This window comes from Pseudomonadales bacterium (assembly GCA_024234165.1).
GTDB lineage: Bacteria > Pseudomonadota > Gammaproteobacteria > Pseudomonadales > UBA5518 > UBA5518.
In genome coordinates this window covers 219,280-233,690 of the sequence record JACKOP010000005.1, presented here as the reverse complement: position 1 = coordinate 233,690, position 14,411 = coordinate 219,280, and the positions used below count along the sequence as shown (strand labels likewise).

Annotated in this window: 13 protein-coding genes; 8 read left to right on the top strand and 5 right to left on the bottom strand. The window is 66.2% G+C overall.

The features are described from left to right. Positions 1-112 precede the first annotated feature (112 nt). Positions 113-2,098: an MOSC domain-containing protein gene (locus tag H7A12_16065; GenBank protein ID MCP5322298.1), complete on the top strand. Its 1,986-nt coding sequence runs from the start codon at positions 113-115 to the stop codon at positions 2,096-2,098. 186 nt (positions 2,099-2,284) lie between these two features. On the opposite strand, the gene H7A12_16060 is transcribed toward H7A12_16065, so the two are convergent. Beyond that, on the bottom strand, positions 2,285-3,646 hold the full coding sequence (locus H7A12_16060) for a TrpB-like pyridoxal phosphate-dependent enzyme (protein ID MCP5322297.1): 1,362 nt from the start codon (positions 3,644-3,646) through the stop codon (positions 2,285-2,287). 112 nt (positions 3,647-3,758) lie between these two features. Here H7A12_16060 and H7A12_16055 point away from each other — a divergent pair, with 112 nt between their 5' ends. The 6 genes from H7A12_16055 to H7A12_16030 all read left to right on the top strand — a co-directional run bounded on the left by H7A12_16055 (position 3,759) and on the right by H7A12_16030 (position 10,373). After that, on the top strand, positions 3,759-4,193 hold the full coding sequence (locus H7A12_16055; protein MCP5322296.1) for a rhodanese-like domain-containing protein: 435 nt from the start codon (positions 3,759-3,761) through the stop codon (positions 4,191-4,193). Positions 4,194-4,232: 39 nt separating this feature from the next. After that, positions 4,233-5,405: a DUF1214 domain-containing protein gene (locus H7A12_16050; GenBank protein ID MCP5322295.1), complete on the top strand. Its 1,173-nt coding sequence runs from the start codon at positions 4,233-4,235 to the stop codon at positions 5,403-5,405. Between the two features lie 9 nt (positions 5,406-5,414). After that, a complete protein-coding gene (locus H7A12_16045; GenBank protein MCP5322294.1) occupies positions 5,415-6,575 on the top strand; it encodes a sulfotransferase in 1,161 nt (386 codons plus the stop codon). A gap of 40 nt (positions 6,576-6,615) precedes the next feature. After that, on the top strand, positions 6,616-7,635 hold the full coding sequence (locus H7A12_16040; GenBank protein MCP5322293.1) for an alcohol dehydrogenase catalytic domain-containing protein: 1,020 nt from the start codon (positions 6,616-6,618) through the stop codon (positions 7,633-7,635). Positions 7,636-7,923: 288 nt separating this feature from the next. Next, the gene (locus H7A12_16035; GenBank protein ID MCP5322292.1) at positions 7,924-9,321 is read left to right on the top strand and encodes a YcjX family protein; all 1,398 of its coding nucleotides are present in this window, start codon (positions 7,924-7,926) and stop codon (positions 9,319-9,321) included. 20 nt (positions 9,322-9,341) lie between these two features. Further along, positions 9,342-10,373: a TIGR01620 family protein gene (locus tag H7A12_16030; GenBank protein MCP5322291.1), complete on the top strand. Its 1,032-nt coding sequence runs from the start codon at positions 9,342-9,344 to the stop codon at positions 10,371-10,373. 22 nt (positions 10,374-10,395) lie between these two features. On the opposite strand, the gene H7A12_16025 is transcribed toward H7A12_16030, so the two are convergent. After that, the gene (locus H7A12_16025) at positions 10,396-10,647 is read right to left on the bottom strand and encodes a DUF2249 domain-containing protein (GenBank protein ID MCP5322290.1); all 252 of its coding nucleotides are present in this window, start codon (positions 10,645-10,647) and stop codon (positions 10,396-10,398) included. A gap of 176 nt (positions 10,648-10,823) precedes the next feature. Here H7A12_16025 and H7A12_16020 point away from each other — a divergent pair, with 176 nt between their 5' ends. Continuing rightward, positions 10,824-11,249 (top strand): nuclear transport factor 2 family protein, encoded by a 426-nt coding sequence (locus H7A12_16020; protein ID MCP5322289.1) that lies wholly within the window; start codon positions 10,824-10,826, stop codon positions 11,247-11,249. A 39-nt stretch (positions 11,250-11,288) separates the two neighbouring features. Here the strand turns inward: H7A12_16020 and H7A12_16015 are convergent, their stop codons facing one another. The 3 genes from H7A12_16015 to H7A12_16005 are packed head-to-tail and all read right to left on the bottom strand — an operon-like array spanning position 11,289 to position 14,352. Beyond that, entirely contained in the window at positions 11,289-11,999 is a 711-nt protein-coding gene (locus H7A12_16015; protein ID MCP5322288.1) for an SIMPL domain-containing protein, read from the bottom strand. Next, positions 11,996-13,222, bottom strand: coding sequence for a sulfotransferase (locus tag H7A12_16010; protein MCP5322287.1), 1,227 nt, complete (start codon positions 13,220-13,222; stop codon positions 11,996-11,998). The genes H7A12_16015 and H7A12_16010 overlap by 4 nt, the downstream gene beginning before the upstream one ends. Next, entirely contained in the window at positions 13,219-14,352 is a 1,134-nt protein-coding gene (locus H7A12_16005) for a DUF1214 domain-containing protein (protein MCP5322286.1), read from the bottom strand. The genes H7A12_16010 and H7A12_16005 overlap by 4 nt, the downstream gene beginning before the upstream one ends. Positions 14,353-14,411 lie beyond the last annotated feature (59 nt).

Genomic DNA, 14,411 nt, shown 5'->3' with positions numbered 1-14,411 from the left:
GAAGGCAGGGCGTGTCCTGCACGCACGGCCCGAATCATGCACCGGCCGGTCTGTCGAGTACAAGAAGACTGCGGATGATTGCGGCAGCATCGCATCCGGCACGGAGGTGAGCATGGAATCGATCGGCAGGATCGGCGGGTTGTGGAGATATCCGGTCAAGTCGCTGGCAGGCGAGGCGCTGGAGACGGCGGTGCTCGACGCAACCGGAATCGTCGGTGACCGGCGCTGGGCATTGAAGAACAGTCGCAGCAATGAACTCGTGAACTGCAAGGTGTTCACCTCGCTGCTGACCATCGGTGCCCGTTACAGGCAGGAGCCGGCTCCCGGTTACGGGGTGGTGCACGCCGAGATCACGTTGCCGGACGGTCGGGTACTGATGACGGGCGATGCGTCGGCGAATGCGGCGATATCCGCGATCGCTGGTCAGCCGCTCGAGCTGTGGCCGTTGTTGCCGCCCTCGGAGGAGGCGCACTACCGCCTGCGCCAGCCGTTCACGCCGGAGATCACCAAGCAGCGGATGGGCCTGAGGCCGGACGATCCGTATCCGGATTTCTCTGCCTACGAGCAGGAGATGATCGCTGAGCTGCAGTATTACTTCTCGCCCCGAGGTTCGTACAAGGATGCCTACGCGCTCCATTACGTGACGTCCGCATCGCTTGCGACGCTGGCGGGTTGCCGTCCGGGCCTCGACGTCACGGCGCGTCGCTTCCGCCCGAATTTTTATATCGAAGGCGTCGTGGCGGACGGCTTTCCCGAGCTCGACTGGACCGGCTTCGACATGCTGATCGGTGACGTGGTCCTGAACTGCGGGCAGGAGACCGTGCGCTGCCTGATGCCGTCGCAGGCGCAGCGGGGGCTGCGGGCGGAGCCGCAGATGGGTTTCGTGCTGAACCGCGCCGCGCAACTGAAGTTCGGTGCCTATTGCCATGTGCGCAAGCCCGGCACGATTTCCGTGGGCGACGAGGTCTTCCTGGAAAGAAGGCCACGCCACAGCGCGATGGCGTATGTATCGACCCCGCTGCCGGCAGACATCGCCAGCGGTAACGTGGCGGAGCCGCCGCCGCTGCCGGCGTTCTACCAGGCGCGTGTGGTCGGCAAGCGACGCGAGACGGCGGACACGGTCACATTCGGTCTGCGGATGCCTCCTGGTACGGCCTTTCCCTTCCTTCCCGGGCAGCATCTGATCCTGCGTCTCGCGCCGGTCGGGCTCGGCCGCCCGCTGATGCGCAGCTATTCGCTCAGCAGCGGATCGTGGTTTTCGGATGGTGCGGATTACGCGATCACGGTGAAGCGCATCGGCATCGCTTCCAGCTACCTGCTCGACTCGGTCGAGGTCGGCGACGAGCTCGATGTGCGCTGGCCGAGCGGACGCTTCTTCGTCGTGCCGGAAGCCGACGCGCCGCTGGCGCTGATCAGCAACGGCATCGGTGCTACCCCTCTGTTTGCCATGCTGCAGCGCGTCGCCGAAGCGAACCCGGCTCGGCGCATCTTCTGGCTGCACGCCACCCGCGACTCCCGGACCCATGTGTTCAAGGACGCGATCCGCGAGCTGGGGCAGGGGCTTGCCGATTTCCGTGCGCACACGATCTACCGCAACCCGCAAGCTGCAGACGTGCGGGGTGTGGATTACCAGTCTTGCGAGCGAATCGACGCGCAGCGTCTGGCGCCGCTTGCCGGCATGGCGGGCGTCGAGGTGTTCATTTGCGGAACGGAGTCGTTCACCGCGTGCGTGCGCGACATGGTCGCCGGGACGGGGATCGCGCCAGAACGGATCCACAGCGAGAAGTTCTTCAGTACCGTTCGCAGCGACGCGGTCGGCGAACGGGCGGCGAACGCCGACGCCAGGACCTGGTCGGTCCGTTTCGAGCGCTCCGGTGTCGAGGCGCAATGGACGCAAGGCGATCCCACGCTGCTCGAGATTGCCGAGCAGTCGGGGATCCCGGCCGATTACGGCTGTCGCTTCGGTTCGTGCCTTGCGTGCAGCACGCGCATCATCGAAGGCGAGGTGAAATACACCGACGCTGAAGTCGTGCCGAAGCCCGGCGAGGCACTGATCTGCTGCGCCGAGCCGGTCTCCGACCTCGTCCTCGACCTGTGAGAGGCTGTCGCAATAGCTCTTCGCGTATTGGCATGACCGGAGCGTGACGACGCCTTCGCACCGGTGAGACGCCGTAAATGCATCCCTGCAGGCTCGAGTGCCGCATCCCTGCGGCACACGCCCCCCGATGCGAAGGCGTCGCCACGCGCCTCGTCATGTTTTGCGACACCCTTGTGAGTGTCGCCTTCAGCCGACCTGCGGTACCCCGCGCAGCGCGTCGGCGAGCATGGCGTCGCTGAGTTCGAGATCCTGCATCTCGCCGCGCAGGAACTTCTCGTAGGACGCCAGATCGAGGTGTCCGTGGCCGCACAGCGCGGTCAGGATCGTCTTCGGTTCGCCGCTCTCGCGGCAGGCAAGTGCCTCGCGGATCGCGGCGGCAATGGCGTGCGTGGGTTCCGGCGCGGGCACGATGCCCTCGGTACGCGCGAAACGGATCGCGCCTTCGAAGCATTCGGTCTGCGGGATCGCGATCGCCTCGACCAGACCCAGCTCGAGCACGTGCGATACCAGTGGCGCCATGCCGTGGTAGCGCAGTCCTCCGGCGTGTATGGGTTCGGGGATGAACGCATGGCCGAGCGTGTGCATCTTCATCAGCGGTGTCAGCCCTGCCGTATCGCCGAAGTCGTAGCGATACTCGCCGCGCGTCAGCGTCGGGCACGCGGTCGGCTCCACGCAGCGGATCACCGGATTCATGCGCCCGGCGAGCTTCTCGCGCAGGAACGGGAATGCCAGCCCGCCGAAGTTCGAGCCGCCGCCGGTGCAGCCGACCAGCACGTCGGGGGTCTCGCCGATCTTCGCCAGTTGCAGCAGCGTTTCCTCACCGATGATCGTCTGGTGCAGCAGCACGTGGTTCAGCACGCTGCCGAGTGCATAGCGGGTGAGCGGGTCGTGGACGGCCTCGCTGACCGCTTCGGAGATCGCGATGCCGAGCGAGCCGGGGTGGTCGGGATCCTGTGCCAGCAGCGAGCGGCCGAACTCGGTCACGGTCGACGGACTGGGATGCACCTTGCCGCCCCAGATTTCCATCATCGTGCGGCGGTAGGGCTTGCTGCGATACGAGGCGGCAACCTGCCAGATCTCGCAGTCGAGCCCGAACTGTGCGCATGCAAACGCGAGCGAGCTGCCCCACTGGCCGGCACCGGTTTCGGTGGTGAGCTTGCGGATGCCTTCCTGCGCGTTGTACCAGACCTGCGGTACGGCGGTATTCGGCTTGTGCGAGCCGGCCGGGCTCACACCCTCGTATTTGTAGAAGATCTTCGCCGGCGTATCGAGCAGCTTTTCCAGGCGGCGCGCGCGAAACAGCGGGCTGGGGCGCCACAGACGGTAGACGTCGAGCACCTCGCCCGGAATGTCGATGTAGCGTTGGGTGCTCATTTCCTGCTCGATCAGCGCGCGAGGAAACAGCGCCGCAAAGTCGTCCGCGGTTGCCGGTTGCAGCGTACCCGGATGCAACGGAGGGGGTGGCGGTGCAGGCAGGTCGGCGACGACGTTGTACCAGCGCGTCGGCATTTCGGATTCTTCGAGCAGGATCTTCGTATAGTCGGTCATGGGGTCGGCTGGTCTCCGCTGTCCGGGTTTGAAACGGGTGTGCAAACCGGCGCATCATAGGATCCTGCGCCGCCGGGGAAAAGCGCGGCGTACCGTCAGCGGAGGATTTGCGATGAAGGCACGGTGGTTCCTGTTGCTGCAGGCGTTGTTGCTGACAGCCAGCGTGAATGTCGGTGCCGAGGACATGAGTGCCGACCAGGCACTGGAGGCGGTGCGCGAGCAGCGCGTCGTGCTGGTCGACGTGCGTACGCCGGCGGAGTGGAAACAGACCGGAATCGCACCTGGCGCGGCACGCATCAGCGTGACCGAGCATCCGCAGGGTGAACGCGGCTTCGTCGCGGACGTGCTCGCACTGGTCGACGGGGACCGCAGCCGTCCCGTGGCAGTGATCTGTCGCACCGGACGCCGCTCGGCAGCGGCCGAGCGCCTGCTCGAGCGCAACGGCTTCTCTCATGTCTACAACGTCGTCGAGGGCATGGCCGGCAGTTCGGCTGGGCCCGGCTGGCTCGCGCGCGGACTGCCCATCGAACCCTGCCCGACCTGCTGAATACCGACAGAAACCGCGCACCCCCGAGGAGGCTGAATCATGAGTTCACCACTGCTGCCATGGGCCGAGTACGTCGATCTGCTGAAACCCGCCGCACGGCTCATCGATCTCACCGTCGATCCGCACAGCGAGCAGCTGCGGGCGGAGCAGTACCGCCAGTTCCTGATGAACCTCTCGCTCGGCTACTTCCTGTATTTCCAGTCGAGCCCCGACCATCCGGACTGGGCACCGTTCCTGAATTCGGTCTACCTGCTGCAGCCCAATCCCGACGATACCTACCTGCTGGCGCCGGTTCGCGGCGACGCGACGTATCGCATCACCGGTCGGCGTGGCACCGTGAAGCTGCTGACGCTCTCGGTCGGCGCAAACATGATGGGCATGGGCGACGGGCCAGGGAAGAACTTCAGCTACCACGACGCGGACGATCTGACGCTGGGTCCGAACGGCGAGATCGACGTGATCCTCAGCACCGAACGCCCGCCGGGCCACAGCGGCGACTGGTTGGCGCTGCATCCGGAAGCGGACTTCATCATGGTGCGCCAGCGCTCCTACGACTGGGCCGGGGAAGAGGCCGGGCGGCTTGCGATCGAGCGGGTCGGCGGCGATCCGCTGAAACCGCGCCAGGACATCGCGACGATCGATCGCCAGCTGCGTGCGCTGCTCGGCGGTTTCACCGAACGCCTGTCACGCCAATGGCTGAATTACCAGAACGACGTGATCCGCCGCGGTGTCATCAACCGTCTCGAAATGACCGACATCGGCGGCAACATACCGGTACAGGTGTACTGGCAGGGCATGTTCCGTCTCGAGCCTGGCCAGGCACTGATCCTCGAGACCGTGCTGCCTGCACGCCAGCTCTACTGGAACGTGCAGCTCAACGACGAATTCTGGAATGCCGTCGAGTTCGTCTACCGGCAGAGCAGTCTGAACGGGCACCAGGCGCGTCTGGACAGCGACGGACGCTTCCGTGCGGTGATCGCGCTCGAAGACCCTGGCGTGCCGAACTGGCTGGATCCGGCGGGCACCATGTTCGGCATGCTGATCGGGCGCTGGTACGCGGCCGATTCGCTGCCGATGCCGACGCTGACGCCGGTGCCGTTCGCCGAGCTGCGCCGCCATCTCCCCCCGGACACGCCGACGGTGAGCCCGGCCGAGCGCGCCGAGCAGTTGCGCCTGCGCCGGCTCGGGGCGCAACTGCGCCGGCGCTGGTGAATCATGGGGATGGGCGTCGTTCATTTCCCGACCGTAGCCGAGTTGCTGGCGCAGGCCAGCGCGGCGACCGGGCTCGACGATTTCGGCAGCGGCTTCGAGGACGCGCTCGGCGTGCTGCGCGATGCCATCACCCGCGATATCGAACTGAGTGCCGACAATGTGCTGCGACTCGCAGGGCCGATCGTTGGCCTCCTGATCAGCCGCCTGTATTCCGAAGCCGGCTGGAAGCGCAATCCGCAGTGCCTTGCCCAGCCGATCCGCGCACCGCTGGTCGTGACCGGACTGCCGCGCACCGGCACCACGGCGCTGCACAAGCTGCTGTCGATGGATCCGCAGTTCCAGGGGCTCGAACAGTGGCTGATCGGCACGCCGATGCCACGCCCTTCGCGTGAGCAATGGAATGAGGTCGCCGAGTTTCGCAACGCCGTTGCCGCGCAGGAAGCCTTCCTCGAGGCAGTGCCGGAGCTGCGCATCTCGCACGAGGTGGAAGCGGACGAGGTCGACGAATGCCTGAACCTGCTGGCGCAGAGTTTCGTCAGCCACTATCCGTCGACCGGTTTCGGCCTGCCGAGCTACGACCGCTGGTGGTGGGGGCGCGACGAGACGCCGAGCTATCGTCGTTTTGCCGACAATCTGCGCCTGATCGGTGCGAACGCACCGCACCAGCGCTGGCTGCTGAAGAATCCCGGTCACATCACGCACATGGACGCGCTGTTTGCGGTGTTTCCGGATGCCTGCGTGGTGCAGACCCATCGCGACCCGGCAGCGACGATCCCGTCGGTGTGCAGCGTGATCCACCCGGCACGGCGCTTCTTCCACGCGTGTGAGGTGGACGCGACGCTGATCGGTCCGCGTGAGCTCGAGATCTGGGCCTGGTCTGCGGAGCGTTCCGATGAAGTACGTGCGAGCCGCCCCGAGCGCTTCCTCGACGTACGATTCCGCGATTTCCAGCGCGCACCGCTGGCCGTGGTGGAGCGCATCTACACGCACTTCGGGCTGGAGTTGAGCGACGCTGCGCGTGCAGCGATGCAGGAATGGGCGGCCAACAACGCGCAACACAAGCACGGGCGGCACGAATACACGCTGGAACAGTTCGGTCTGACGCGTGCGATGGTGCACGAACGTTTCGCGGGATACATGCAGCGTTACGGCCTCGCGAGCGGCGACTGAACCCGAACGGCAGACACAAGGCAAGCGGAGGCAGGAATCGATGAAGGCGGCAGTCAGCAAGGGACCACATCTGGGGTTGCGCATCGATGAGGTGCCGGATCCCTCGCCCGAGGCCGACGAGGTGGTGCTGCGCGTCGATCGCGTCGGCATCTGCGGCAGCGATCTGCACACGGCCTACAGCGACAGCTACGCAGCGGCAGAAGGGTCGATTCTCGGCCACGAGTTCTGCGGCGAGGTGATGGCGGTGGGCGCCAACGTCGACTGGCTGCGTGTGGGGGATCGCGTGGCACCGATGCCGTTTCGTGGCTGTGGCCGTTGCATGTACTGCCTCGCGGGAAAGCCGCACCACTGCCCCGAGGGGCGCATCGACGTGATCTCGGGGTTCGCCCAATACTCGCGTGCCGGCGCCCGTGAATGCATACGGTTGCAGCCGGAAGTCAGCGACGACGACGGCGCGCTGATCGAGCCGCTCGCGGTCGGGCTGCAGGGCGTGCGCAAGGCGGAGCTGCCTATAGGCGCGCGCGTGCTGGTCACCGGTGCCGGCCCGATCGGTGTGCTCACGGCGTACTGGGCGCGCCGCCTCGGTGCCGGCCCGATCGCGGTGATGGCGCGCTCCGCGCGTCGCGAGCCGATCGCGCGTGCGCTCGGCGCCACGCATTTCATTGCCCAGCAGGAAGTCGCGAATCCGCAGGAAGCGGTATGCGATGCGCTTGGCGGGGCTCCCGATGTGGTGTTCGAGGCGGTAGGCGTTCCCGGTGCGATCGCGGATGCCTTCGGTTTCGTGAAGCCGCTCGGCACCGTGATCTCGCTGGGGTTCTGCATGGGCCAGGACGGCTTCGTGCCGGTGGTGCCGCTGATGAAGGAGGTGCGGCTGCTGTTCTCGATGTGCTACGAACGCGCCGACTTCCAGTACATCGCCGATCTGCTCGCCGCCGGTGAACGCGGACCGCGCGCAATCGTGACCGACCGTATCGGCATGGATGCGATGCCGGCAAAGTTCAGCGCGCTGCACGCAGGCAACGCGCCCGATTGCAAGGTCCTGGTTTCCCCCTGGCAATAGGTCGGCATTCATGCCGACGTGTCGGGTTGAAACCCGACCCACACGACCTGGCATCGCGCCATGTAGGTCGGCATTCATGCCGACGGGATTGTCGGATTGAAATCCGACCCACACGACCTGGCATTGCGCCATGTAGGTCGGCATTCATGCCGACGGGGTTGTCGGGTTGAAACCCGACCTACGTGGATTGTCGGATTAAAATCCGACCTACGGTTGGGAACGGGCGTAGGTCGGCATTCATGCCGACAGTTGCTTTACGATGGCACCGACCTTGCAGCCGGAATCCCGATGGTCTCGTTGACAAACACCCTGGCGACGGTTGGCGGCGCGGCCGGTGATCTGCTCGATCGCGCGCTCGATCGGCAGTTGCGGCTCGCCGTCACCGGCCTGTCGCAGAGCGGCAAGACGGCGTTCATCACGGCGCTGGTCAACCAGCTCGAAAACGCCAGCGCCGCCGACTCGCGGCTGCCGCTGTGGCAGGCACAGCGGCGCGGCCGGCTGCTCGGTGTGCGCCGCGTGCCGCAGACCAACGCCCATATCCCCTCGTTTGCGTACGGTGCCGCACTCGAGCGTCTGTACGCCGATCCACCGGCGTGGCCCGAGTCGACGCGCGGCGTATCCGAGATCCGCCTCGAGATCCGCTATCGACCGAGTGGCCGCTTCGCGCGCGAGAAGGGCACGTTGTACCTGGACATCGTCGATTACCCGGGTGAATGGCTGCTCGACCTGCCGTTGCTGACGCTGGATTACCGCACCTGGAGCGCGCAGGTGACGGCAACGCTCGCGCCCGGATCGCAGCGGCGCGAACTTGCGGCAGCGTGGCTCGACTGGGCGCCTGCGCCCGACGCACCCTTCGTCGAGGAGGCGGCAGCCGGGGTGGCGCGTGCGTACACCGCTTATCTGCACGCCTGTCGTGAGCGGCTGGGCCTCAGTCTGCTGCAACCCGGGCGCTTTCTGCTGCCCGGTGAGCACGCAGGGGCGCCGATGCTGCAGTTCGTGCCGTGGGCATGGGCCATGCCGCAGGGCAAGGCCGCCGAAGGCGGCATCTTCCACACCTTCGAACACCGCTACGAGCAGTACAAGAGACACCTGGTACGCGGTTTCTACCGGCGCCACTTCGCCGGCTTCGATCGCCAGATCGTGCTCGTCGACTGCCTGCAGGCGCTGAACCGTGGACCCGAATGCTTCCGCGACATGCAGCAGGCGCTGCATCGCATCATGGAGAGTTTCGCCTACGGCAAGGGCAATCTGCTGTCGCGTCTGTTTGCCCCGCGCATCGATCGCATCCTGTTCGCGGCCAGCAAGGCGGATCACGTCACGCCCGATCAGCACGCGAACCTGGTGTCGTTGCTGCAACATCTGGTGCGCGACTCGCAACTGGTGGCACGCTTCGAGGGCGTGACCACCGACTGCATGGCGATCGCGTCGGTGCAGGCGACCGAGGTCGCGAGCGGGCGTGCCGAAGGCAGGACGCTGGCGGGAATCCGCGGGCACGCCCTCGATGGCCGCGCCCTGTTCGTGCGTCCAGGGGCGGTTCCCGCCGACGTTCCCGATGAGCGCTGGTGGCGCGAACGTGGCGAACCGTTCGACAGTTTCAGACCGCCGGCGATGGATTCGATGCGCACGATGCCGCATATCCGCCTCGATGCCGTGCTCGAGTACCTGCTGGGTGACCGGCTGCAGTAGCGCACGGCGAGGAAAAGCAGATGCAGGACCGACGCACCGAACTCGACCCGCTCGACGAAGCCGCTGCCGCACCGGCGTCTGCGCAGGTCCGCCTCAGGCTGGAGCCGGTCGCAGACGATCCGGCGCAAGCCGGGATGGAGGCGCCGCTGCAGCAGCAGGGCAAGCGGACGCGGCTGCGCGCTGCCCTGTTCGCGACCGCGATCGGCCTTGCGGCGCTGTTGCTGCTGGTGCAGACGGGCTTCGAGCTGTGGCGGCTGATGCAGGAGTCACCACTGCTCGGTGCTGGCTGGACGCTGGTGGTGCTGTTGCTGCTCGCCACTGCAGGCAGTGCACTGTGGCGCTTCTGGCGTACGCTCGGGCGGCTGCGCGGGCGCGACGAGCTGCAGCAGCGGGCGCAGTTCCTGCTCGGCCACCACGGCGTCAGCGAAGGAGTCGCGTTCTGCACGCGCCTCGCCACGCTGAGCGGAGATACCGGACGCGAATCGTTCCGCCGGTGGCGTGATTCGCTCAGCCAGACCCACAACGATCGTGAAGTGCTGGCGCTCTATGGGCAGACCGTGCTCGCCGAAACCGACGCGCGCGCACTCGAGCGGGTGGTCGTGCACGCGGGCGATGTGACCGTGATGGTCGCGTTGAGCCGGTTTCCGCTGATCGACATGCTGTTCGTGCTCTGGCGCCAGTTGCGCCTGGTCGAGGATGTCGCCCGTGCCTACGGCGTGGACGCGGGTTACTGGGGCCGCATCCGGCTGCTGCGCGTGATTCTGCGCAACATGGCACTGGCCGGTGCTGCCGAGGTCGCGGCGGAGGTGGGCACGCAGGTGATGGGCGCCGGCGTGATGGCCAAGCTGTCGACGGGAGCGGCGCAGGGCATAGGAGCCGGCATCCTGACTGCGCGGCTGGGCCTGCGCGCGATGGCGGCATGCCGCGTGATTCCGTGGAGTGAAGCCGAACGCCCCCGCCTGCGGCAGGTGAGCACGGGAGTGCTGAGCAATGTGCGCCGCTATCTGGGTGCAGGCAGCGACGGTGCGAACGAGGACGACCGGGTGCGCTGAACGGCACCCGGTCGTGAGCGCATCACTTGCGCATGAAATCGATCACGATCTCGCCGGGAACGCGCTGACGGTACTGGATGTCGACGTGTGGCCCGTAGCGCTGGTCGATCTGGTGCAGCAGCGGCAGCGGGTCGTGGTCATTGCAGAAACGCATCGTCTCGCCCGGCGTCAGCGCATCGAGCGCGCCGAAGATGGCGGCATGACGGAAGCGCTTGGCGACGCCGCGGGCGTCGAACGGGTAGATTGCGGAAGGGTCCGAATGATCGCAGGCCATGGTGCATCGTCCACTCGTGGTTGAGGTGCGCAGATGGTGCGCGGCTTCGAGTCAAAAGACAACTCTAATATGCACCAATTGCGATGACGGATTCTTCACGAGGGGCCGCATGCGCCCGTAGCGCCGGGATTCGCGGCTACAATGCCGCCTGCACACCACTCGAGGAGAGCCCTGCGATGGACAAGAACAATCGCGCCTACCAGATCTCGCTGCAGTCGCGCGAGTATGTACGCAGCCACGACAGGAACGCCTGGCTCGGCATGTTCGCCGAGGATGGCATCATCGAGGATCCGATCGGCAAGTCCGATCTGGATCCCGAGGGCAAGGGCTGGAACACAGCGGCCGCGCGCGAGGCGTTCTGGGACCGCAATATCGCCAACTCGACGATCGATATCGATATTCGTGAGTCGTTCACCGCGGCCGGCAACGAGTGCGCGAACGTGGTGCGCCTGACGATCGAACTGGATTTCGACGGCAAGCGTTACCGGCAGATCGTCGACGGTGTGTTCACGTACCGCGTCGACACACACGGCAAGCTGAAGGCGCTGCGCGGCTACTGGGAATACGCCGACGGCCTGGCGACGCTGCAGCAGATCGGTTGAACCGCAGCGACGGCGGTTCCGGTCTGCCTCGGGCGACGCTCAATCCTCGAGCGCGTAGTCGATCGTCGCGACCACGCGCACGGTCTTGGCGATCTGACGCTCTTCCTGCAGCATCGGCGCCTTGTCGCGCGCAAGGATCTGGAACACGCCCTGGTTGGCGGTGACGATGCCGCCGAGGCGGGCGCCGGAATCGCGCGCGAACTGATCCGCTGCCTCGCGTGCGCTGCGGGTCGCTTCGGCAATCATCGCCGGCTTCAGCTCGTTCAGGCCGTTGTACAGATACGTGGGAGTGTTGTTGTTCTGCGTGTCCAGCACCACGCCGGCATCGACCAGCTCACCGGTGGCTTGCGCCGCCTGGTATACCGTATCCACTGCGGCGGTGCGCACCATCACCGTGCGCGAGATGATGTAGCGCGAGGGGTAGTTGTCGGAGGCCCAGGATTGCGCGGCGCGATCGGTGACTTCGAGATCACGGAATGCCACCTGTCTGTCGTCGAGCCCATGGCGCGCGAGGAAGGCGCTGACGGTGGTGTCGTCCTTCTGGATCGCGGCCTGCACCTGGGCGAGTTCGTCACCGGCCTGCACGAAGCGCAACGGCCACAGCGCGAGATCGGCTTTCACCTCGCGCTCGGAGACGCCTTTCACGGTGACGTGGCGCGGGTTGTGTCCACGCTCGAAACCGTGACCGACGAACCAGCCGCAGACGGCCAGCGCCACCGCAAGCGCTGCGGTGCCGACAAGGTTCCTCATGGCGTTCTCCGGTCGTGGTGCGTTGTGCCGATACTACCGCGGCTGAGCGGTATCACGAAGGTTTGCAGGTATTCGGCCAGTTCCTCGCGGATCCGGTCCGCATCGAAACCGAACTGGTCGAGGCGGTACTCGTGCGTCGGCCGCTGCTCGCGATGGTTCGCGCGCAGCCAGTCGTGCATATGCTGTCTCGCGTCGTCGGTCAGCTCGATTCCCGCTCTCTCGTAGATAGGTTCGACCTGGCCGAGCGGATCCGACATCGCGTCCCGGTACCAGATATCGACGAAGCGTGTCGCCGGCAGCTCGCGCCGCGCTTCCATCAACCGGGCGATGCGGTGCTTCGATGAAGCGCGCACGTACTCGGCGGCTTCGGCAGCGGTTGCATCGTTGCTCGCCAGGCGCCGCAACTGGAAGATCATGCTCGCCAGCGAGGGATAGATATCGACCGGGTCGCGGTGCGGCTGGATCACGGTCGCGTCCGGAAACTGCTCGAACAGATGCCGGACATGCGCCATGTGCTCGGGCGCCTTCAGGACCCAGCGCCCGATGCGCTCACCGCGCAGGCGCTTCTGCCACTGGATGAACTGCAGCATCTGCTTCAGATAGCGATACGCGGCGCTGTTGTCGTGCGTGTTGTGCCAGTGCAGATACGTCGGCACGTGCGCCAGCGCTGCCGGCGCCGTGGAGCGCACGCTGTGCTCGAGCAGCATCGCGTCCTCGTCCGGAGCTTCTGCGTCGAAGGGGTGAACCGCTGCGAGATCCGGGTTCGCCTCCAGCATCGCGGCGGTCTGCTTCCTGGCGTCGACGATCCGTGCGTCCATACCGCTGGCCGCGAGCGCCGGAGACCAGCCGTCGAAGGGTGCGGGGTTGCGTGACTCCCACCACAGCAACGCGGTCGAACGTGGGTCACTGGCCAGCAGCCGCTGCAGCATCGTGGTGCCGGTCCGGGGGAAGCCGACGATCACCAGCGGCGCAGCGAGCCGTTCTGCGCCTATCGCGGGATGACGCTGCAACCAGTGCTGCACGCGCAGTCGGTTGGCGAGCAGGCCGACGATCCGCTCCTCGAGCGAGCGCCGACCCGCCGTGCCGAGGTGTGCCTCGTCCTCGATCGAGCGCAGCAGCACGCCGAGCGGCTGCAGGAAGTCATCGTCGCCGAAGTCGTCGAACCCGGTGCGCTTCCTTGCTTCGGCCAGCATGGCATCCACGGTCGATGCGGTGTGCGTCATTCCCCGTCGCACCTCCCCCTGTTGCCGGTGATTTCGGCGAGCTTCACGACCCGACAGTCGGGACGCGGTGGGTTGGCGACCCCGTTCCAGCGCAGGCCCATCGTCCCGTGTGTGTGTCCGGCGGTGTCGATCCAGTTCGCGACGCCGGGGTCGGCGTGGGCGACCACGATCGTGAACCGGCCGGCGGGATCCTTCGTCACGCTGTGTTTGTTCAGCGTGATCCGGTGATGGCGATAATCGAGCGATTCCATCCAGATGTTGTTCAACTGGAAGTTCCAGTAGCGGCACTCGGGTTCCGTCGCGGACACCAGCAGCGCCTCGTCGGGTGCCAGCGACCAGTAGCCGTGGTAGAAGAACGGCTGGTTCGGATCCATGTGCGCCGCCTCGCGCTTCTCGATCGGCAGCAGGTTCAGCTCGTTGGGGCGCTCGACGAAGATGCGCACCCAGCCGGCAAACAGCTCGGCCGTGCCCTTCACGAAGGCCGTACTGTCCTGCAGCGCCTTCGCGAGATCCACAGGCGCCAGCGGCTGGGCCCGTGCATCGCCATCGATGCGCTCCAGGTGCAGCTCGGCTGCCTTCTCGTTCGCCTTGTCGAGGAAGAACTGGCGAACGATCAGCGACGAGGTGTTCGGCTCCATCGGCAGCCAGTTGCCGTGCTGGGGTCTGGTGCTGAGGATGATCTCGAAACTGCCATCGTCCGCGACGACGAGTTCCTCGCCCTCGATGTAGCCGGTTCGCCCCGACGGAGCCGAGCTGCCGAAGTTTCCGGCGTAGCTGCCGATCCCGAGATAGAACACCGAATTGCGCTTGCCCCGCAGGCGGTATTCGTACTCCCCGCTCAGGCACGCGTTCTGGTAATACGCGTCGGGGTTGTCGGCGCCGATCTTCGCGTCCTCCCGGCTCAACTGGTAGAAGCGCGGCGTGCGCGGGTCGTTGCTCTCGACGAACTTCTCCAGTGCAAGCCGCGCGAGCCGGCTCAGGTAGCGGTAGCCTTCGGCGCGGTCGAGTGAGGTGTTCGCGAGCGCGTTGCCGAGGACGACGCTGCCCGCGCGCTTCAGCCCGTCACAGAATTCCTCCCACGCGCGTCCGGTGCTCAGCCTTTCGACCAGCCGGGATTCGTTGTCGTCCATCTGTGCGCCGGTCCCCATGCAATGCGGATGAATTCTACAGAACTGTACGGGCGACCGCC